This is a genomic window from Bacteroides sp. HMSC067B03 (assembly GCF_001811315.1).
GTDB lineage: Bacteria > Bacteroidota > Bacteroidia > Bacteroidales > Bacteroidaceae > Bacteroides > Bacteroides faecis.
The window spans coordinates 43,685-62,170 of record NZ_KV804297.1; the positions used below are offsets into that span (position 1 = coordinate 43,685).

Consider the following 18,486-nt stretch of genomic DNA (forward strand, 5'->3'; position numbering starts at 1 on the left):
ATAAATAGATATGAAAAAGTTTAGTTTAAAACCACTGGGAGATTCCGGCATGAAGGTATTATGCAAGAGTTGCTTCTTTATTGGCTTGCTCATGACTTTTAGCCTGACGGCATGTTCGGATGACGATGATGATACGGTAGCTCCGGTATTCCCTGAAAAGCAGAATATCGTCTGTAATGCCGGTGAGAAAAAAGAATTCACTTTTACAGCTAATACTAACTGGAGTTTGGCATCTTCTGCTATTTGGTGTAAGTTTCAAACCAATGATACAGAAGAATATATTGTATCTGGAACTGCCGGAACACAAACGGTAACAATTATAGCTACTGATGACAATCAGAAAGTGGATAACATAAGCGTGGCCAAATTGGAGTTAACAATGGGGGCTCAGACAATTGTAATTGGAGAAGTGACTCGTTCGGCTGTGGGATATGAACTGAAAATATATGATGAGGAAGGTAATGAGATTCAAGAACTTAATGTGGGATATCAAACTTATGCTTCATTTAAAGTAAAAGCTAACTTCCGTTTTGCTGCCACTAATTTACCGGGATGGGTCGATCTGGAAGGAAATGCACTTGTGGGGGCAGTTGATCAAGAAATAAAGGGCGGTCTAAAAATTATAGAAGATGAGAACCGAGAAAAGTATCCAGTTAAGGCTAGTGAGCAAAATGTAATTACATTTTCAGATGAAAGTGGAAAAGCGTTCTATTCTTTTCCTGTTTTTTATAATGGTATGACTCCTGAAAAAATTGATATCCAAACTCCAACAAGTTATGCGACTAATTGGATTGTATCAATGGACGGAAAGACGTTTACTCAAAAAAGTACAGGAGGTAGTACAGGTGATGCAACTATTCAAAAAAGAATGCCGTTTACCATCAAAACTTTGAATGACGATTATGTGCTTGTTTATATGGAAGGATGGGAAGATATGGGAGGTAATAAAAATATTTCGGAAATAGATGCCTCTATGTTATGGATGCAATGTGATGGTGAGAAAGGTAAGATAAATCTTATGATTGATGAATATAGTCCTAATACATCTTGGGGAGAACCTGAGTCTAGAACTGGCTATGTTCTTGCATTCTCACGTGCTGAATATGAAGATATCAAAGATAATTTGGAAGAAACTATCGTTGAAAATGGAGAAATAGCCTACAAATATGAACAGAGAAATCTTTTAATTGCTTTTATACAGAAAGAAGTGAAAGAAGAGACTGAAGATAAAAGTTTTAAAATAAAAAAAGGCGGATGGGAAGATGTTACACCTAGTAAAACGACCGACCAGTCTATTCTGGAATTACTCAAAGGAAACTATTACATTGATGATGTTTATTCAATATCTGCTAATGCAGGGGAATATTTCTCGATTTATCCACTATTATCAGAAAGCGAATGGAGTGGTACAGCCTATGTCATTAATACTAGAGATGAAAATGTAACTGTAAATACAGAAGTGTCAATGGATGGGGACGGAATGTATTTTGGAATCACATTGCCTAATTCTTTTGAGGAAGATTTAATTGTTGTTTTTAAAGGCACTGATATGCTCTTTAAGAAAGCTTTGGTGATTACTCCTGCCTATTAATTAATTTAGATAGTCAAGTAAATGAATTTACATAAATTATATTCAATATTCTTCCTACCTCTTATTGTCAGTTTACTGACAATAGTGGTAGCGACAGGATGTTCCGATGATGATGAGGCACTGCAAAGTCAATATGGCTATGTGCAGTTTAAACTCTACAAGAGTACCTCTTTTGATAAAGGGACAGTTACCCGTAGTGTGACAGATAAACTGGAATCATTGTCCAGTGCACAGAAGATAATGGTTGTGATGACGCATAACGGTACAACCGTTTCACAGACTTTGCCTTTGAACGCATACAATGCGAACAATGCGGAATATGGTCTGCGTAGTGATAAATTGCAGTTACTGGCCGGTACTTATAAGATTATCGGTTATTATCTGTATGACAAACTCGACAAAGTTTTACTAGCCGGACCTGCTGGAGAAGATAATGAATTTACTGTTGTCAGTGGCGGGCTTCAAGAACAAACGCTGACTGTAGATGCCGTATCACGTGGAACTGTTACTTTTAAATTGACCAAAGAAGGACTAAGTACACGTGCTGCCGGTGAATATCTGTTCAGCAATATTCGTTTTATTGACGTTACAGTGATGAATACTTTCACTCGTGTAACTACGGGACTCAAGGGCATGAAAGTCACTTACGAAGAAGATTCTAAAGAAAATCAGAATCCTGATAATGTCAATGATAAGTATATGGATATAGGTGTGGCAACATGTGACTCTGCTGTATGGCTTCCTGCCGGTACTTATCAGGTAGTGGCATATACTACTTATTCACAGAGTGGTAGCACAAAACCGGAATTGGAAACGCAGTCTGTAAGAGGAGAACCCTTTATCGTAGAAGATAATAAATTGACCGAAGATGCCAATGTTCCTATTCAATTGAAAGAAACCGCAGAGTATATAAAAGACTATAAGGCTTTGAAAGCTATCTGGGAAGCATTAGATGGCAAGAATTGGAAATACAATAGTGGTATAGTGGATAACACTGTTCACCCTTCGAACTGGAACTTTAACAAAGAATTAGACATGTGGGGAGACCAGCCAGGTGTTGACTTGGATGCTAATGGACGTGTTACAGGACTTTCACTTGCAGGATTTGGTGCCAAAGGTAGAGTGCCTGATGCGATTGGGCAACTGACAGAATTGAAAACACTTGCCTTCGGTACTCATGGTGAGACGTTGAGTGGAAGACTATTCGGTGAAGATAAGTTGGCTCCGGATATGACTGAAGAACAGAAGCAGAGAATACGTATGCATTACAAAAGAATGTTCCTTGATTACGATCCTCGTCTGAACATGTCAGAGCTACTTCAAGATGGCATAAATCGCCATCCGAAATTGCAACCGATAAAGAAAGATAACCGTATAACATTGAAGGATACACAAATTGGTGGCCTTACTAATCGTATCACATTTATTTCAAAGGCTGTTCAACGATTGACTAAGTTACAGAACCTTTATTTGGCTAATTCGCCTATTACTTACGATAATATTGCGACCGATTGGGAAGATGCTACTTCAGAATATGCTAAACAGTATGCAGATGAAGAGTTGAGTTGGAGCAATCTGAAAGATCTGACAGATGTAGAGTTGTATAATTGTCCGAAGTTGACACAGATTCCTGAATTTGTATATGATTTGCCGGAGCTGCAATTATTGAATGTTGCTTGTAATAAGGGGATTAGTGCTGATCAATTGACTGCTGACTGGAAGAGATTAGCTGATGATGAGGATACAGGCCCTAAGGTTCAGATTCTTTATTTAGGCTATAATAATCTGGAAAAATTCCCGGAATCTGAGTCTTTACGAAAGATGGTAAAACTTGGTTTGCTTGATTGTGTGCATAATAATGTAAATCACCTGGAAGCTTTCGGCACAGATGTTAAATTGTCTGACTTAATGTTGAGTTATAATCAGATTGAGGAGATTCCGGATGAGTTTTGTGCATTTACAGATCAGGTTGAAGGCTTAGGCTTTTCTCATAATAAGTTGAAATATATTCCGAATATTTTCAATGCGAATTCGGTATATGTTATGGGATCTGTAGATTTCTCATATAATGAAATAGGTTCGGAAGGTAGTAACATAAAATGCTCGATGGACCAATATAAAGGAATTAATGCCAGTACGGTAACTTTGTCATACAATAAAATAAAGAAGTTCCCTACAGAATTGTTTGCGTCTGGTTCTCCTATTTCAACTATTGACTTGAGTAACAACCTAATGACATCGATTCCGGAAAACTCGCTTAAACCGAAAAATGGAAACTATAAGAATACGTATCTGCTGACTATTATCGACTTACGGTTCAATAAATTGACAAGTCTGTCCGATGATTTCCGGGCAACGACTTTGCCTTATTTAAGTAATATGGACGTTAGTTACAATTGCTTCTCCAAGTTCCCGACACAACCGTTGAATAGTAGTCAATTGAAAGCTTTTGGGATTCGTCACCAACGTGATGCGGAAGGAAATCGTATTTTGCGTGAATGGCCGACAGGCATTACTACTTGTCCGAGTTTGATCCAGTTACAAATAGGCTCGAATGACATCCGTAAAGTAGATGAAAAGTTGACACCGCAACTTTATATATTGGATATCGGAGATAATCCGAATATATCTATTGACGTGACTAGCGTATGTCCTTATATTGAGGCAGGCATGTATGTGCTGATCTATGACACTACGCAGGATATTCGTGGTTGTGATGCTTTGGGTATTGAACGATAATTATAAAAGATTCTATTAATGAAATATATTATAAAAATAACATTAGGACTGGTGCTTTGTGCGGGGTTTGTAACCTCGTGCAAAGATGACGATGAACCGGGAATCGATGGTATTACGGTAGATAAAGAAGAAATTACTATTGGTGCCGAAGGAGGAACGGAGAAGATTGCTGTTTCGTCCAATACTCAATGGGTGACACGTGCATCGGAGCCTTGGATTGCCATTTCTCCGGCAAATGGTATCGGTTCAGCGGTATGTGATCTTGCTATAGATTCTACCCTGATGAATACAGCACGTACTGCGCAGATACGTTTTTCTGCAGATGGACGGGAATCCAAATTGGTCACGGTTACACAGTTCGGTTTTGGCAAGCAAATCTTGGTGAGGGAACCGGAGGTGAAAATCCTTAGTTCAGATACTTATAATAAGCGTCATTTCGAGGCCATTATCTCTACTAATATTGCATTCAAAATCGGCAGTGTGGATTATTTTTTTGCTGAAGAAGCGAACATGAGTGATGAGGAAAAAGAGGAGGTAAAGGGTGAGCGTAGTGATTGGTTGACATTGCCGAAAGATAAAGATTTGGAGATGGACTTCGATAGGGGAGCACGCCCACGTACTATAAAAGTGGATTTTCGTTGGGGGATGAACGTAGCTCCTTATACCCGTGTGGCAAAAATAAATTTGGTTCCAGTTAATTCTGAAGACAAACTGGTAGATGATAATGGCAATAAAATAGATGCGGTAGTGTTGACTGTAACGCAAGAAAAGGCTATGAAAATTGAAGATAATCGTGCGGGGGACTCATTGGCAATTATCACTATCAATAGCAAACTTCAGTCTATGATGTCTTTTGATACTAGTGAAAGCATGCTGAACTGGGATTTTGTGACGCTTTGGGAATCAACAGATAAAGAAATAAAGAGTGGTGAGCTTCCTGCTGAAGCTATTGGACGTGTACGTTCTGTTAGTTACGCTATGATTGATTTGCAGGATGGTGAATCATTGCCAAGAGAAATTCGTCATTTGAAATATCTGGAGTCATTCTCGGTTCAGAGTAATGGTAATAGGCAGCTACGTACTATTTCTTTGGGAGAGGAAATCTGTGGATTAGAATACTTGAAAAATCTAACGATATTCTCTGTAGGTATAAATACCCTTCCGGAGAGCTTTATTAAATTAGGCAAGAAGTTGGAAAATCTGGATCTGACAAGTAACAACTTCCCGACGTTATCGGTGGTTACAAATATTGTGAACGAAGATAATTTCCCGAATCTGAGATACTTATCATTAACCGGATGTCGTGCTACGGAAACATTGAGAGATTTGAGTTTGGTTGATGGAAACAATCAATATAACGGTAGAAATATTGGTTTGCATGTGGACATTTCTCAAGGTCAAGAACAAAGGACAGCATTCTTGAAATTGCTGACATGGGATAAATTGATTTCGTTGGAATTGGCTTATAATTTCATTGAAGGAGAACTTCCAACGGATGCAGAGGTTACAGCTGCATTGATGGCTGCAGGAAAACCTGTATCTTATCAGAATGATGATTTCTTTAGTGAAGAAGAATTAGCTGCTACTCCGTCTGTTTTCCTTGATAAGATATCAAGTGATACTTGCCAATGGTTGTTAACGACTGACAATCCGGTTACATATCTGGAGCAATCTCCAGTGAGAGGACAGGATATTCCACGTGTATTACCATTTGCCCGTGAAGTTCGTCTTAATCTGAACTTCCTGACTGGTGAAATACCGAACTGGATTTTATTCCATCCTTATTTTGCATATTGGAATCCGATAAGTTTGGTTTTTAATCAGCAAGAAGGGGGTAAAAATACAGCAGGAAAGACAGTTGGATTTAATAATGTAGACCTCGTGAACTATGATTATTCTTATTATTATGGAAAGAAAGATCCGGGTACAGATCAAAAAGTCGACGGTGTGGCCTATCCATTGTATTACAGAAAATTTGTATTATCGGAGACTACAAATTAAGATAGCGTGAAACGAATATCATTAACAAGAATAATTTTAAAAAGGAACAATGAAGAAAAAATTCTTATATACAGCACTGTTTGCCTTGATGCTGGCTGCGTGTTCGGAACAAGAACTTACTGAACAACCGTCTACCCCTATAGGGGGGACGGAGGTTCAGCTTCCGACTGATGTCACTTCCGGTGAATTGCTGATTAAATTCGATCCTGCAATGAGCGAAATCCTCGACCGGACTCTCAAAGTTGCAACCAGAAGTGGTGGAGCTATGACTCGTTCCGGGATTCCATCTACTGATGAGGTACTGGATATTCTGGGAACATATCATTTTGAACGTATATTTCCGGTAGATGCAAAGAATGAGGAGCGCACTCGTGCTGCCGGTCTGCATTTGTGGTATCGTGTAAAGTTTGATGAAAACACAGATTTACGGGAGGCTGCTAATCGTCTTGGTAAACTGGGTGAAATATCAAAAGTACAGGGGAATGGGCACATTCAACGTGCTTATAAAAAACAAAATTACCGGAGCTATATTAGCGAGAGTGCTTTACAACAGAAAGTAGCTTCGCGTGTTGTAATGGCAGGAAATTCTTTTTCAGATCCGGGGCTTGCTACTCAATGGCATTATGCCAATAGTGGAAGTAATCTTTTTGATTATCAAAATGAATTGGGAAACGGTTCGGAAATAGGATGTGATGTCGGTTGTATGGAGGCTTGGAAAAAGTGTACAGGCGATCCGTCTATTATTGTTGCTGTGCTGGATGAAGGTGTCATGAATACTCATCCAGACTTGGCAGGTAATATTTGGGTGAATGAAGGAGAAGAACTTTATGCCGATACTGATGCTGATGGTAACGGATATAAGGATGATAAGTACGGCTATAATTTCGTAAGTAATACAGGAATTATTTCATGGACGGAAGCAAGTGATACGGGACATGGAACACACGTTGCCGGAACTATTGCCGCTATGAATGGTAACGGTATAGGTGTTTGTGGAATAGCCGGTGGTGATGGTTCTGAAAACTCTGGTGTGAAGCTGATGTCATGTCAGGTGTTTTCAGGTGATGCAGGGGTTACGTTGGATGCTGAGGCTAGAGCCATCAAGTATGCGGCTGATAATGGTGCTGTAATTCTACAATGTAGCTGGGGGTACAATTCTTCCCTGGCTAGTATAATTGAAGGATATACTCCTGGCCCGGGGTCAGAAGAAGAGTGGGAGAGTCTTTATCCGTTGGAAAAAGAAGCATTGGACTATTTTATTAATAATGCCGGTTCTCCCAATGGGGTAATTGACGGAGGGCTGGTTATTTTTGCTTCTGGCAACGAATATGCAGGAATGCCTGCCTTTCCAGGTGCTTATTCCAAATGTGTATCGGTAAGTGCGGTAGCAGCCGATTTTACTCCGGCTTCTTATACCGATTATGGGAAAGAAGTGACTATTTCTGCTCCCGGTGGCGATACGGAATATTATAATCCGGTAGGAAAAGATGATCCGGAAAGCTGGACAGATGGTATATATTCCGGTTCAATTCTTTCTACGTGGATACAAAACGGTACTGCTGCTTATGGATTTATGGATGGTACGTCCATGGCTTGTCCACATGTGTCAGGAGTTGCGGCATTGGGATTGTCGTATGCTGTTAAACAACGCCGTCACTTTAAAGCAAGTGAATTTATTGAACTGTTGAAGGCATCTACAAAATCGCTGGATAGCTGGTATGGTAATGGTAAAGTGAAAACGTATTATCGTAATCATCTGTCTGCCGGAGCTTCTCCCACAAGAGTGGAGTTGTCGAAATACATAGGTAAAATGGGGGCCGGACTGGTTGATGCCGGAATGTTACTGAATAATATAGAAGGCAGTGGATCAGACATGGTAGTGCCGAATATATATGTGGCAGAAAGTGCAACATCGACTCTCGATCTTGCCTACTACTTTGTAAATGGTGAAACATTAACCTATACTTGTACATCAAGTGATCCTGCTATTGCTACAGTAACTGTAAGCGGTACGCTGATGAAGGTGTCCGGTGTAAAAACTGGTGCGGCTCGTATTGTAGTGAAGGTAAGCAACGGAAGCGAACAGACCATAACCGTCACTGTTCGTAAGAAGGCCAATGATAACGGTTGGATGTAACTTTGATATTCGATGAAACCAATTACTTGGATACGGTTGTTTTTATTCTGTGTGGTCGTCGGATCATTCCGGGTGGTTGAAGCCCGGGATGTCCGTTCCATGCTACAGGAGAAAACTGATACGCTGATAAATCCGCCGTTGATGAAGCAGGGGGAACAAATCCTGCGTTTTGACAAGACTGTGCTGAATATTGGGACAATGACTGAGGATGATGCTCCAAAGATTTATCATTTCACATATACTAACGTAAGTGATAAAACGATCAATCTGACTCATGTAAGAACAACCTGTGGATGTACAGTGGCAGATGTTCACACCGGAGAAATACTTCCTGGTGAATCGGGCGTTATTGCACTGACTTACAATCCGAAAAACCATCCCGGGACGATAGATACGAATGCTTTCGTTTATTTGTCTCTTTCGGACAAAATGCCTGTGGCACGCCTCACTTTGACAGGTAATGTGTTGCCCGGAGCGGATGAATGGGGACGTTATCCCTACGTGATGGGGAAACTGAGGCTGAAGCAGAACCGGATTGAATTTAGGGAGATAGCGTTTGGAAAACATGCTTCGGAACGAGTCCTGTGTGGTAACAGCGGAGATCAATCATTGCATTTGACGGCCCTCGGCCTTCCTGCATTTGCTGCTTTTCGCACGGAACCGGAAGTTATCAGCCCGGGTAGTGAAGCTGACATAGTGGTCACGATAGATACCTCTTTGATTCCTGCAGAAAAGGTTGGTTCGTTTACCTTTCCTATTATAATAGAAGGAGTGGATGGTCAACAGACTGACCGAACATTGAATATTAAAGTAAACTATATTAAGTAATGATAAAAATAAAAAGAAGACATGAAGAATATTCTTAATTTAATGGCTCTATTCGCATTCGTGCTTTGTTGTGTGTCTTGTGATGACGATGAGAAGGCAGAGATTCCTACATTACCGGTCACTGCTGCCAACTTGAATGGAACTTGGCAACTTGCTGAATGGAATGGACAGCCTATGACAGAAGGTACATATTGCTATATAACGTTTAATCGTAGGGAGCTAACCTTTGAGATGTACCAAAAGTTCGATAGCATGTATGCACGCTATATTACTGGTAGTTTCAGTCTTGAAAATGATCCTTATTTGGGATATGTTATCAGTGGAGAATATGATTTTGGTAATGGGGACTGGAATCACGATTATATTGTCACCGATTTGTTGGAATCCGGTTCTATGATTTGGACTGCAAAAGACGATGACAACGATGTGAGTAAATATGCTCGTTGTGAGAAAGTTCCTGAATCAATAATAGAAGAAGCTAAGGCAGATAAAGATTAAGGTGGAAGCAGGAATATATTAATGTATAAAGGTCATCTTTCGAAAGATGGCCTTTATTGTTTGAATGAATTTTGTAATATATATCTGCAAAAAAGTATTGAATTTATTTGGAAATGATATTGGGACTTTCTATATTTGCATCGGATTTATAATTGTAATGAATACAACTTTGAAAAAGAAGGAGAACTTATGAAACCATATGAACGATTGTTAGAGCATAATATAAAGCCTTCTATGCAGCGCATAGCGATTATGGAATATTTAATGAATCATCCGATTCATCCATCGGCTGATGATATCTATACAGCGTTATCTCCTTCCATGCCGACGCTTTCGAAGACAACGGTTTACAATACTTTGAAATTGTTTTCGGAACAGGGGGCTGCTCTGATGCTTACGATTGACGAGAAAAATACAAATTTTGATGCAGATACTTCTGTTCATTCTCATTTTCTATGCAGACGTTGCGGACATATTTACGACTTAAAATGTCCGGAGGCGGTGAAGAAAGTTGAAAGTTTGGAAATGGATGGTCATCAAGTAACGGAAGTTCATTATTATTATAAAGGTATATGTAAGAATTGCTTGAGAAAAGATAAAGAAACACGTATTGACTAATTAATTTAAAATTGAGAAGAAAATGAAAAAATTTAGATGTACTGTATGCGGTTACGTTTATGAAGGTGACGCAGCTCCTGAGAAGTGTCCATTGTGTAAAGCTCCTGCAAGCAAGTTCGTAGAAGTTGTTGAAGTAGAAGGTGGTGCATTGTCTTTTGCTGACGAACACGTTATCGGTGTTGCAAAAGGTTGTGACGAAGAAATGATCAAGGATCTGAACAATCACTTCATGGGTGAATGTACTGAAGTAGGTATGTATTTGGCTATGAGCCGTCAGGCAGACCGCGAAGGTTATCCTGAAGTTGCTGAAGCTTTTAAACGTTATGCTTGGGAAGAAGCAGAACACGCAGCTAAATTTGCAGAATTGCTGGGTGACTGTGTTTGGGATACAAAAACTAACCTGCAAAAACGTAAAGATGCTGAGCAAGGTGCATGTGAAGATAAGAAACGTATCGCAACTCGTGCTAAGGCTTTGAATCTGGATGCTATCCACGATACTGTACACGAAATGTGCAAGGACGAAGCTCGTCACGGTAAAGGTTTTGAAGGACTTTACAACCGTTATTTCGGAGATAAGAAATAATAAAGCCTTATAAATAACTTTTAAAAGGTCTGTATTCTAAAGTGAATGCAGACCTTTTTTGTTTATATTTGCCTATCAACATTTAAATACCACAGTTATGAGAAAAGTACAACTATTTTTAATTTGTCTAGTATTGTCGGCTACTGCTTTTGCTGCTGATAAAGTAATTAAATTGCCAAAGCCGAATTTGAATCGTGCAGGTACTGTCATGAAGGCATTGTCCGAACGTCACTCCGCTCGGGAATATGCTTCGAAGGCATTGAGTCTTGCTGACTTGTCGGATTTGTTATGGGCTGCTAACGGCATCAATCGTCCGGACTCAGGAAAGCGGACTGCCCCGTCAGCTATGAATAAGCAGGATGTGGATGTATATGTGATCTTGCAGGAAGGTAGCTATCTGTATGACGCAAAGAATCATCAGCTGAATTTGGTTGCTGAAGGTGATCATCGTGGAGCAGTGGCAGGAGGGCAGGCTTTTGTGAAAGTGGCTCCGGTATCTTTGGTATTAATTAGTGATGTTTCTCGTTTGGGTGATGCCCGGAAAGCACAGACTCAATTGATGGGAGCTGTAGATGCAGGCATTGTTTCGCAGAATATTTCTATATTTTGTTCAGCTGCTAAATTGGCTACCGTTCCGCGTGCATCAATGGATGCTGCTCAATTGAAGAAAGTTTTGAAACTGAAAGAGAGTCAGATTCCTTTGATGAATCACCCCGTAGGATACTATAAATGACACTTATCTGGTATCTAAAAATAGTGACGCTATCCCGACCGGATAGCGTCACCATCTTTTTTCTTTATTTCAGTAGAAATTCATCGATCGCTTTCTTATAAGTCGCTTTGTCTGCGGCTCCTCGGAAAAGCTGTGGATCTCCTTTCATAGGAATGAATACAAACAAAGGAATACTTGTTGCGTTAAACAGGGCAGCTAATTCTTTCTGTTTATCTACATTTACTTTGTAGATTGTGATCTTCCCTGCATATTCCTTTGCCAATTCTTTCATGATCGGGGCTGTTTGACGACAGGGACCACACCAATCAGCATATAAATCTATAATGGCGGGTTTATCACCTTTGTATTTCCATTCTTTGGATTTCTCATAATCGAAGACGTCTTTCAGAAACATTTCCTTGTTCATGACGACAACTTCACCGTTACCTGTTACTTCTTGTTTGCCTTGATTGGTATCTGGTTTGTCATTGAAAGCGTATACGATAACGCTCAACATGACAAAAGCTACCATTGCTAATACTTTCTTCATTCGCTGTTTTCTTTTTTATGCATAATTTTGTTCGATGACTCCTTTTAATTCGCTGCTGTGAATAACTCCGGAATGTCTCCACACGGGTTCTCCATTTTTGAACAAAATAAAAGTCGGAACTGCCTGTATACGATATTTAGTGGCCAAATCCTCATGTTGGTCAACGTCTATCTTTACTATACGGGCTTTATCACCTACCATTGTTTTCAGTTCTTCTAAAACTGGTTTCATCGCTTTACAGGGGCCACACCATTCTGCAAAAAAATCAACTAAAACTGGTACCGGTGACTGTATTAAATCTTCAAACTTTTCCATAATCTTTCCTTTCTTAAATTTAAATATCAGTCTTTGAAGACTGCAAATATAATTTCTATTTTAATAATATAACGTGAAAATGCGGTTTTTGTTCATAAAATAGTAATTGCAGAGTCATCTTAATGTAATCTGGAAAAAGGAACTTTGCGTAACAAAAAACAAATGAATAAGAAATAAACTAATAACAATAGCCTCATGAAATTTTTATTTATTGTACAAGGTGAAGGTAGGGGACATTTGACGCAAGCTATCACTCTTGAAGAAATGTTGTTGCGCAATGGACATGAAGTGGTGGAGGTATTAGTTGGCAAGAGTTCATCACGTACGCTGCCCGGATTCTTCAACCGGAACATTCATGCACCGGTCAAACGCTTTATCAGTCCGAATTTTCAGCCTACAGCAGATAACAAACGGGCTGATCTAAAGAAAAGTTTTGCTTATAATTTACTACGTTTTCCGGAATATTTTCGTAGTATGTGCTATATTAATCAGCGGATTAAGGAGACGGGGGCGGAAGTAGTGATCAACTTCTACGAGCTTCTGACGGGACTTACCTATGCACTCTTTCGTCCCTCCATTCCGTATGTTTGCATTGGACATCAATACTTGTTTTTACATCAGGATTTTGACTTCCCGGATAAAAGTTCCATTCAATTATGGATGCTGCGTTTCTTTACCAGGATGACAGCTTTGAGATCCTCGAAGAAACTGGCTCTCTCTTTCAAAGAAATGGACCAGGATGATGAACAACATATTGTAGCGGTTCCTCCCTTGATTCGTCAGGAAGTGACGGCAATCCAGGCAGAAGAAGGAAACTACATCCATGGATATATGGTGAATGCTGGTTTTTCCGATAGTGTGGAGCAGTTTCATGCAATGTATCCGGAAGTACCTTTGAAGTTTTTCTGGGATAAGGCGGATGCGGAGGAGGTGACCCGGATTGATGAAACGCTGAGTTATCATCAGATAGATGATCTGAAATTTCTAAATGGGATGGCCGGGTGCCGTGCTTATGCCACTACTGCCGGATTTGAATCAATTTGTGAAGCGATGTATCTGGGTAAACCTGTACTAATGGTTCCAGCACATATCGAACAGGATTGCAACGCATATGACGCAATGAAAGCAGGAGCAGGTATAGTCAGTGATTCTTTCAATTTGAAATCTCTGCTTCGTTTTGCCGGTTCGTACTCTCCGAATCGTAATTTTGTTCGTTGGGTACGTAGTAGTGAACGTCGCATTATTATCGAACTGGAAAAACTTGCTGCATCACAATCAGCAGTAAATTCAATACCAACATTTACTAATTATTTACCGATATGAAATTGAATAAGACAGATTATGTGCTTGAACGTGCGTCAGACGGCGGTTACTATGCCTGGTTGACTGTAAACATGCAATGCAATGCTTATGGAGAATCTCCTGAAGAGGCTGTACTGAATTTGCAGGAAACAATGAATGAAATGATTGATGAGATGTATATGGTGGAAGAGTTTATTTAATGAAGAACTAAAAATGAAGAATGAAGAATCAGCTGCGCTATGCTGCTTGAAATTTCTTCATTCTTCATTTTTAGTTCTTCATTTATTCAATGCTCAGTTCATCAATAATGTGAGAAGCTCCTGCATATTTATCGATGATAAATAAGATATAGCGGATATCTACACAGGCTGCGCGCTGCGATGAAGGGCGGAAAGCTATGTCACCGGTCAGACCTTCATAATTGCGGTCGAAAGCAGTTCCTACCAGTTGTCCTTTGCCATTGAATACAGGGCTACCGGAATTTCCTCCTGTGTTATCGGTATTGACGATAAAGCATACGGGCATTTCACCATCTTTACCATAGCGTCCATAATCTTTGGCTTTATAGAGTTCCTTCAACTTCTGGGGGACTACAAATTCCCAATTTCCCGGATCTTCTTTCTCCATCACTCCTTTGAGGGTAGTATGTGCGTCATAAATTACTCCATCAGCAGGTTCGTATGATAGTACCTGCCCGTAAGTGAGCCGTAAGGTTGAATTCGCATCCGGATAGATCGGTGTTCCTTTTTCCTGTCTCATATCCATCATTCCTTTTACCCATACTTTATGAGCTGCGTCATAATTTTGATTGGCTTCTTTCATGGCAATTGCTGTTTTCAAAATTCCGTCCGTTATGGAATATTTGAATAATATCATCCAATCATGTCCGATCTTATACAAGCTTGGCTTTTTGATAAACTTATCAAAGTTTTTGGGATTACCAAAGATTGAATACTCGAAACAAGCATCTACAAAAGCATCAATGTTTCCTTTGAAACGTGAATTTATAATCTCGAAGATATTGATTCGTTGTTCCGCCGGAATATAGTTGGCATACGTTTGTAGCATAGCTTTGGCAACCATTCGTTCTACTTCCGGAAAAGGGACTGATGCGAAGTATTTTTCACCGGCTTGTTTCAGATTTTGAGTAGCAACTTTTATTTGTTCTTTGTCTTTTGACTTGAGAGCAGTGACCATCTCTGTAGTAGAGGGAAGACGCATAAAATCAAGTGCTGTGACAAGTGCTTCATTTAAGGCTTGCTGATGATACAGTGCATCACGGCGATGAGCTACGATAGAACGTATCTCGTCAAAGGCTTTCTGATAAGAATCATCGCCTTTTTCACGGCCACGAGCCAAAAGTTCTTCTTGTTGTTTACGTTTGGTATCCAACACTTTGAGACGTACCAATCCTTCGTTCATGCCAATCGCATTTTTCCAGTAGTTGGCTGAAGATGCATACTTACTTGCGTAATGAATCCGTATGGCGGGATTTTTAAGCATCTGTTCCATTAAGACTTTTTGACGGGCTCCACGTACATGTTGGCGCATGAAGTTAGTGGTCTGCATTCTTTCTTCGACTTCATCGGAAATCATGTATCTCCAGTTACGTCCCGGGAATCCCATGACAAAGGTGAAATCACCTTCTTGTACTCCGGCAATACTGATTTTCAAATGTTTCTTTACCTGCAAAGGAACATTGTCTTTTGAATATGCTGCAGGTTTTCCATTTTTATCTGCGTAGATACGGAAGAGCGAGAAGTCTCCAGTATGCCGGGGCCACATCCAGTTATCGGTGTCAGCTCCAAATTTACCGATAGAAGAGGGAGGAGCACCTACCATGCGAATATCGCTATATACGGTTTTTATAAACATATAATATTTATTTCCTCCGTAAAAGGCTTTGAGTTCCAGTTTTGTAGCAGGGGTGACTTCTATGTTTTCGTCTTTGGCAAATCGTTCTGCTACTTTATTCAGGTAGGTAGGCGACAGATAATTTGTTCCGTTCGGATCTTCATCCTTTTTCAGTTGATCATTTACATAGCTGGTCACGTCGAGGATACGATCTATGAAAGTAACGGTTAGACCCGGTGTGGGAAGTTCCGCGTCACGGTTCATCGCCCAGAATCCTTCTGTCAGATAATCATGCTCTACGTTACTGTGCTGCTGAATGGCTCCATAACCGCAATGATGGTTAGTGAGTACCAGACCTTCGGAAGAAATGACTTCTCCGGTGCATCCACCACCGAAGTGTACGACGGCATCTTTTAGAGAAATGCTATTGGCATTATATACTTCCTCAATAGGAATCTCAAGTCCGAGTTCCCGCATGGCAACTGCATTTTGCGCTTTCAGGTCAGTTAGCACCCACATGCCTTCGTCGGCGTGGATGCTAAGAGTTGCCAGTGAAAAAATAGCAAATATGATTTGTTTTCTCATTTATTCTACGATAGTCATTTCATTAATCAGATGGCCACAGTTTCCTAGTTTTTCAAGGATGAATAGAACATAGCGGATATCAAGATTGATACAGCGTTGTAAGTTATTGTCGAAATTGATGTCGCCACTCAATGATTCCCAGTTTCCGTCGAACGCGCAGCCGATCAGTTCTCCATTCTCGTTCAGTACAGGGCTACCGGAGTTGCCACCGGTAATATCATTGGTTGACAGGAAACAAACAGGCATATCACCATTGGGTAATGCATAACGACCGTAATCTTTCTTTTCGATTAATTCTTTCAATTTGGCCGGTACGACAAATTCACGGTCTTCAGGATTCTCTTTTTCAAGAATACCCTTTGTCGTTGTGTAATAGTTATAGTGTACCCCATCTTTTGGATCGTATGGTTTTACATTACCATAAGTCAGACGAATGGTGAAATTTGCGTCCGGATAAGAAGGGACAGGCAATTTCATTTCCCCTAAACCACGAATGTAGGTTTTGTGCAGCAAAGTAAGTTCTTTGTCGAGCTCTTTTAATTGACCGAGAAGATTGCTGTATTGATCATATTTCGATTGGGCGTATTGTAATGCAAGATCTTCATCAATCGCTTTTACTGTTGGCTTTTTGAGGAATTTCTCAAAGTTAGTCTGATTAGCAAAAATCGATTTATCGTACATGTCGTCTACAAACTTGTCGTAGTCTCCTTTATACTTCTGTTCAATCACTTTGTAGATAGCAGGTCGTTGGTCAGCCGGAATCATTTCGGCATAGAGAGGCAACAATACTTTGGCAACTTTACGGTCTACTTCGTGATCATAGTCTTTATTATGAATGTTTTTATAGCTTTCTTTCAGAGCCTCCAGACGAACTTTGATCAGAGAATCATTCTTTTCTTCCAATGCTTCCCGTGTTTTGGTCAACATTGTGCTTCCATATTCGATTGCACCGAAAAAGACTTCAGTCAGACAAGTCAGTTGATAATTAAGAGGAGCTGTCTGGGCAACCAGATCATCGATCTTTTTCACAACACCAGCATATTCGGCATTGTTTTGTGCTTTCGCAAATTCTGCAAATTTGGCTTCCTGTTCAGCTTTGGTACCTAAGACATTGTTGTCGATGATTGCTTTGTTCATTCCGATGGAATTTTTCCAGTAGTTGCTGGAACCTGCGTATTTGTTTGCATATTGAATACGGATTTTGTCGCTGGCGTTCATTACTTCTTTCAATACAGCCAGACGTGCACCACGAATACGAATACGTGGCTCATTTGTTGATTCCATACGTTCTTTTACTTCAGATACGGTCAGATAACGGCTGGTTCTTCCGGGGAATCCCATAATCATTGCGTAGTCTCCTTCTTTCAAACCTTTGATGGAGATTGCCAGATGCTTTTTAGTTTTCAGAGGAGTGTTGCTTGCATTGTATTCAGCCGGTTCCCCATTGGCATCTGCATAGATACGGAACATAGAGAAGTCCCCTGTATGGCGGGGCCACATCCAGTTATCGGTTTCACCACCAAACTTACCAACAGAAGAAGGAGGGGCGGCAACCATACGTACATCCGGATATATCTTCTTGTAGAACAAGTAGAATTTATTTCCTGCGTAGAAAGGAAGGGCTTGTGGTACAATGCCTTTTTTGTCTTTCAGGTCACTTTTTTCATATAATTCTTTTGCCAGACTTTCGAGAAAACCACCGGTGAATGACTGAGATTCTGTAATCTCTTTTGCAACGATTTTAGCATTCACAATATCTGTTATATCTTCGATACGTTCGATAAATGTGAATTTTAGTCCCGGAGTAGGAAGTTCCTGATCTCTGGAAGTTGCCCAGAACCCGTCTGTCAGATAATCGTGTTCCACGCTACTGTGCTGTTGGATAGAAGCATAGCCGCAATGGTGATTGGTCAGAATCAAGCCTTCCGGTGAGATGATTTCTCCGGTACATCCTCCTCCAAATATACCGACTGCATCTTTTAAAGAGACCCCATTGGGATTATATAAATCCTGAGCTTCCAGTTTCAATCCTTGTTTTTTCATCATATCGATGGAATGTTGCTGTTGCATTAGTTGCAATAACCACATACCTTCATCCGCTTTTGCGGAACATACAAGCAGCGCTGTCAGCGCTAATAAATAAAGTCTTAGTCTGTTCATTACTTTATGATAA

15 protein-coding genes are annotated in these 18,486 nt (G+C 40.2%); 11 read left to right on the top strand and 4 right to left on the bottom strand.

The genetic code is table 11. The features are described 5' to 3' along the window. The first annotated feature begins 10 nt into the window (after nt 1–10). From HMPREF2794_RS05395 to HMPREF2794_RS05435, 9 genes are all read left to right on the top strand, one after another. Complete coding sequence (locus tag HMPREF2794_RS05395; RefSeq protein WP_010537497.1) at nt 11–1,591, top strand: DUF5003 domain-containing protein; 1,581 nt, start codon at nt 11–13, stop codon at nt 1,589–1,591. A 21-nt stretch (nt 1,592–1,612) separates the two neighbouring features. After that, a complete protein-coding gene (locus HMPREF2794_RS05400; protein ID WP_070751083.1) occupies nt 1,613–4,330 on the top strand; it encodes a DUF4458 domain-containing protein in 2,718 nt (905 codons plus the stop codon). Between the two features lie 18 nt (nt 4,331–4,348). Beyond that, the gene (locus tag HMPREF2794_RS05405) at nt 4,349–6,331 is read left to right on the top strand and encodes a BACON domain-containing protein (RefSeq protein ID WP_010537499.1); all 1,983 of its coding nucleotides are present in this window, start codon (nt 4,349–4,351) and stop codon (nt 6,329–6,331) included. A gap of 49 nt (nt 6,332–6,380) precedes the next feature. Further along, complete coding sequence (locus HMPREF2794_RS05410) at nt 6,381–8,468, top strand: S8 family serine peptidase (protein ID WP_070751085.1); 2,088 nt, start codon at nt 6,381–6,383, stop codon at nt 8,466–8,468. A 12-nt stretch (nt 8,469–8,480) separates the two neighbouring features. Then, the gene (locus tag HMPREF2794_RS05415) at nt 8,481–9,296 is read left to right on the top strand and encodes a DUF1573 domain-containing protein (RefSeq protein WP_022301752.1); all 816 of its coding nucleotides are present in this window, start codon (nt 8,481–8,483) and stop codon (nt 9,294–9,296) included. A 21-nt stretch (nt 9,297–9,317) separates the two neighbouring features. Then, nucleotides 9,318–9,794 carry a lipocalin-like domain-containing protein gene (locus tag HMPREF2794_RS05420; protein WP_010537502.1) on the top strand — a complete coding sequence of 159 codons (477 nt, stop codon included), beginning with the start codon at nt 9,318–9,320 and terminating at the stop codon, nt 9,792–9,794. Nucleotides 9,795–9,983: 189 nt separating this feature from the next. Then, on the top strand, nt 9,984–10,412 hold the full coding sequence (locus HMPREF2794_RS05425) for a Fur family transcriptional regulator (RefSeq protein WP_010537503.1): 429 nt from the start codon (nt 9,984–9,986) through the stop codon (nt 10,410–10,412). Between the two features lie 22 nt (nt 10,413–10,434). Continuing rightward, complete coding sequence (locus tag HMPREF2794_RS05430; RefSeq protein WP_010537504.1) at nt 10,435–10,995, top strand: NADH peroxidase; 561 nt, start codon at nt 10,435–10,437, stop codon at nt 10,993–10,995. A 97-nt stretch (nt 10,996–11,092) separates the two neighbouring features. After that, nucleotides 11,093–11,728, top strand: coding sequence for a SagB/ThcOx family dehydrogenase (locus HMPREF2794_RS05435; protein WP_022301751.1), 636 nt, complete (start codon nt 11,093–11,095; stop codon nt 11,726–11,728). 64 nt (nt 11,729–11,792) lie between these two features. Here HMPREF2794_RS05435 and HMPREF2794_RS05440 read toward each other — a convergent pair whose 3' ends face one another. Then, entirely contained in the window at nt 11,793–12,257 is a 465-nt protein-coding gene (locus tag HMPREF2794_RS05440) for a thioredoxin family protein (RefSeq protein ID WP_010537506.1), read from the bottom strand. A 15-nt stretch (nt 12,258–12,272) separates the two neighbouring features. Next, nucleotides 12,273–12,572: a thioredoxin gene (gene trxA, locus HMPREF2794_RS05445; protein WP_010537507.1), complete on the bottom strand. Its 300-nt coding sequence runs from the start codon at nt 12,570–12,572 to the stop codon at nt 12,273–12,275. Between the two features lie 195 nt (nt 12,573–12,767). On the opposite strand from trxA, the gene HMPREF2794_RS05450 reads away from it, so the two are divergent. Next, nucleotides 12,768–13,895, top strand: a complete 1,128-nt coding sequence (locus tag HMPREF2794_RS05450) for a glycosyltransferase family protein (RefSeq protein ID WP_010537508.1) — start codon at nt 12,768–12,770, stop codon at nt 13,893–13,895. After that, nucleotides 13,892–14,074: a type II toxin-antitoxin system HicB family antitoxin gene (locus HMPREF2794_RS05455; protein ID WP_008760535.1), complete on the top strand. Its 183-nt coding sequence runs from the start codon at nt 13,892–13,894 to the stop codon at nt 14,072–14,074. The genes HMPREF2794_RS05450 and HMPREF2794_RS05455 overlap by 4 nt, the downstream gene beginning before the upstream one ends. An 82-nt stretch (nt 14,075–14,156) precedes the next feature. Here the strand turns inward: HMPREF2794_RS05455 and HMPREF2794_RS05460 are convergent, their stop codons facing one another. Together HMPREF2794_RS05460 and HMPREF2794_RS05465 are read right to left on the bottom strand one after the other, a co-directional pair. After that, nucleotides 14,157–16,313: a S46 family peptidase gene (locus tag HMPREF2794_RS05460; protein ID WP_070751087.1), complete on the bottom strand. Its 2,157-nt coding sequence runs from the start codon at nt 16,311–16,313 to the stop codon at nt 14,157–14,159. Then, on the bottom strand, nt 16,314–18,473 hold the full coding sequence (locus HMPREF2794_RS05465; RefSeq protein ID WP_022301749.1) for a S46 family peptidase: 2,160 nt from the start codon (nt 18,471–18,473) through the stop codon (nt 16,314–16,316). Nucleotides 18,474–18,486: the final 13 nt, after the last annotated feature.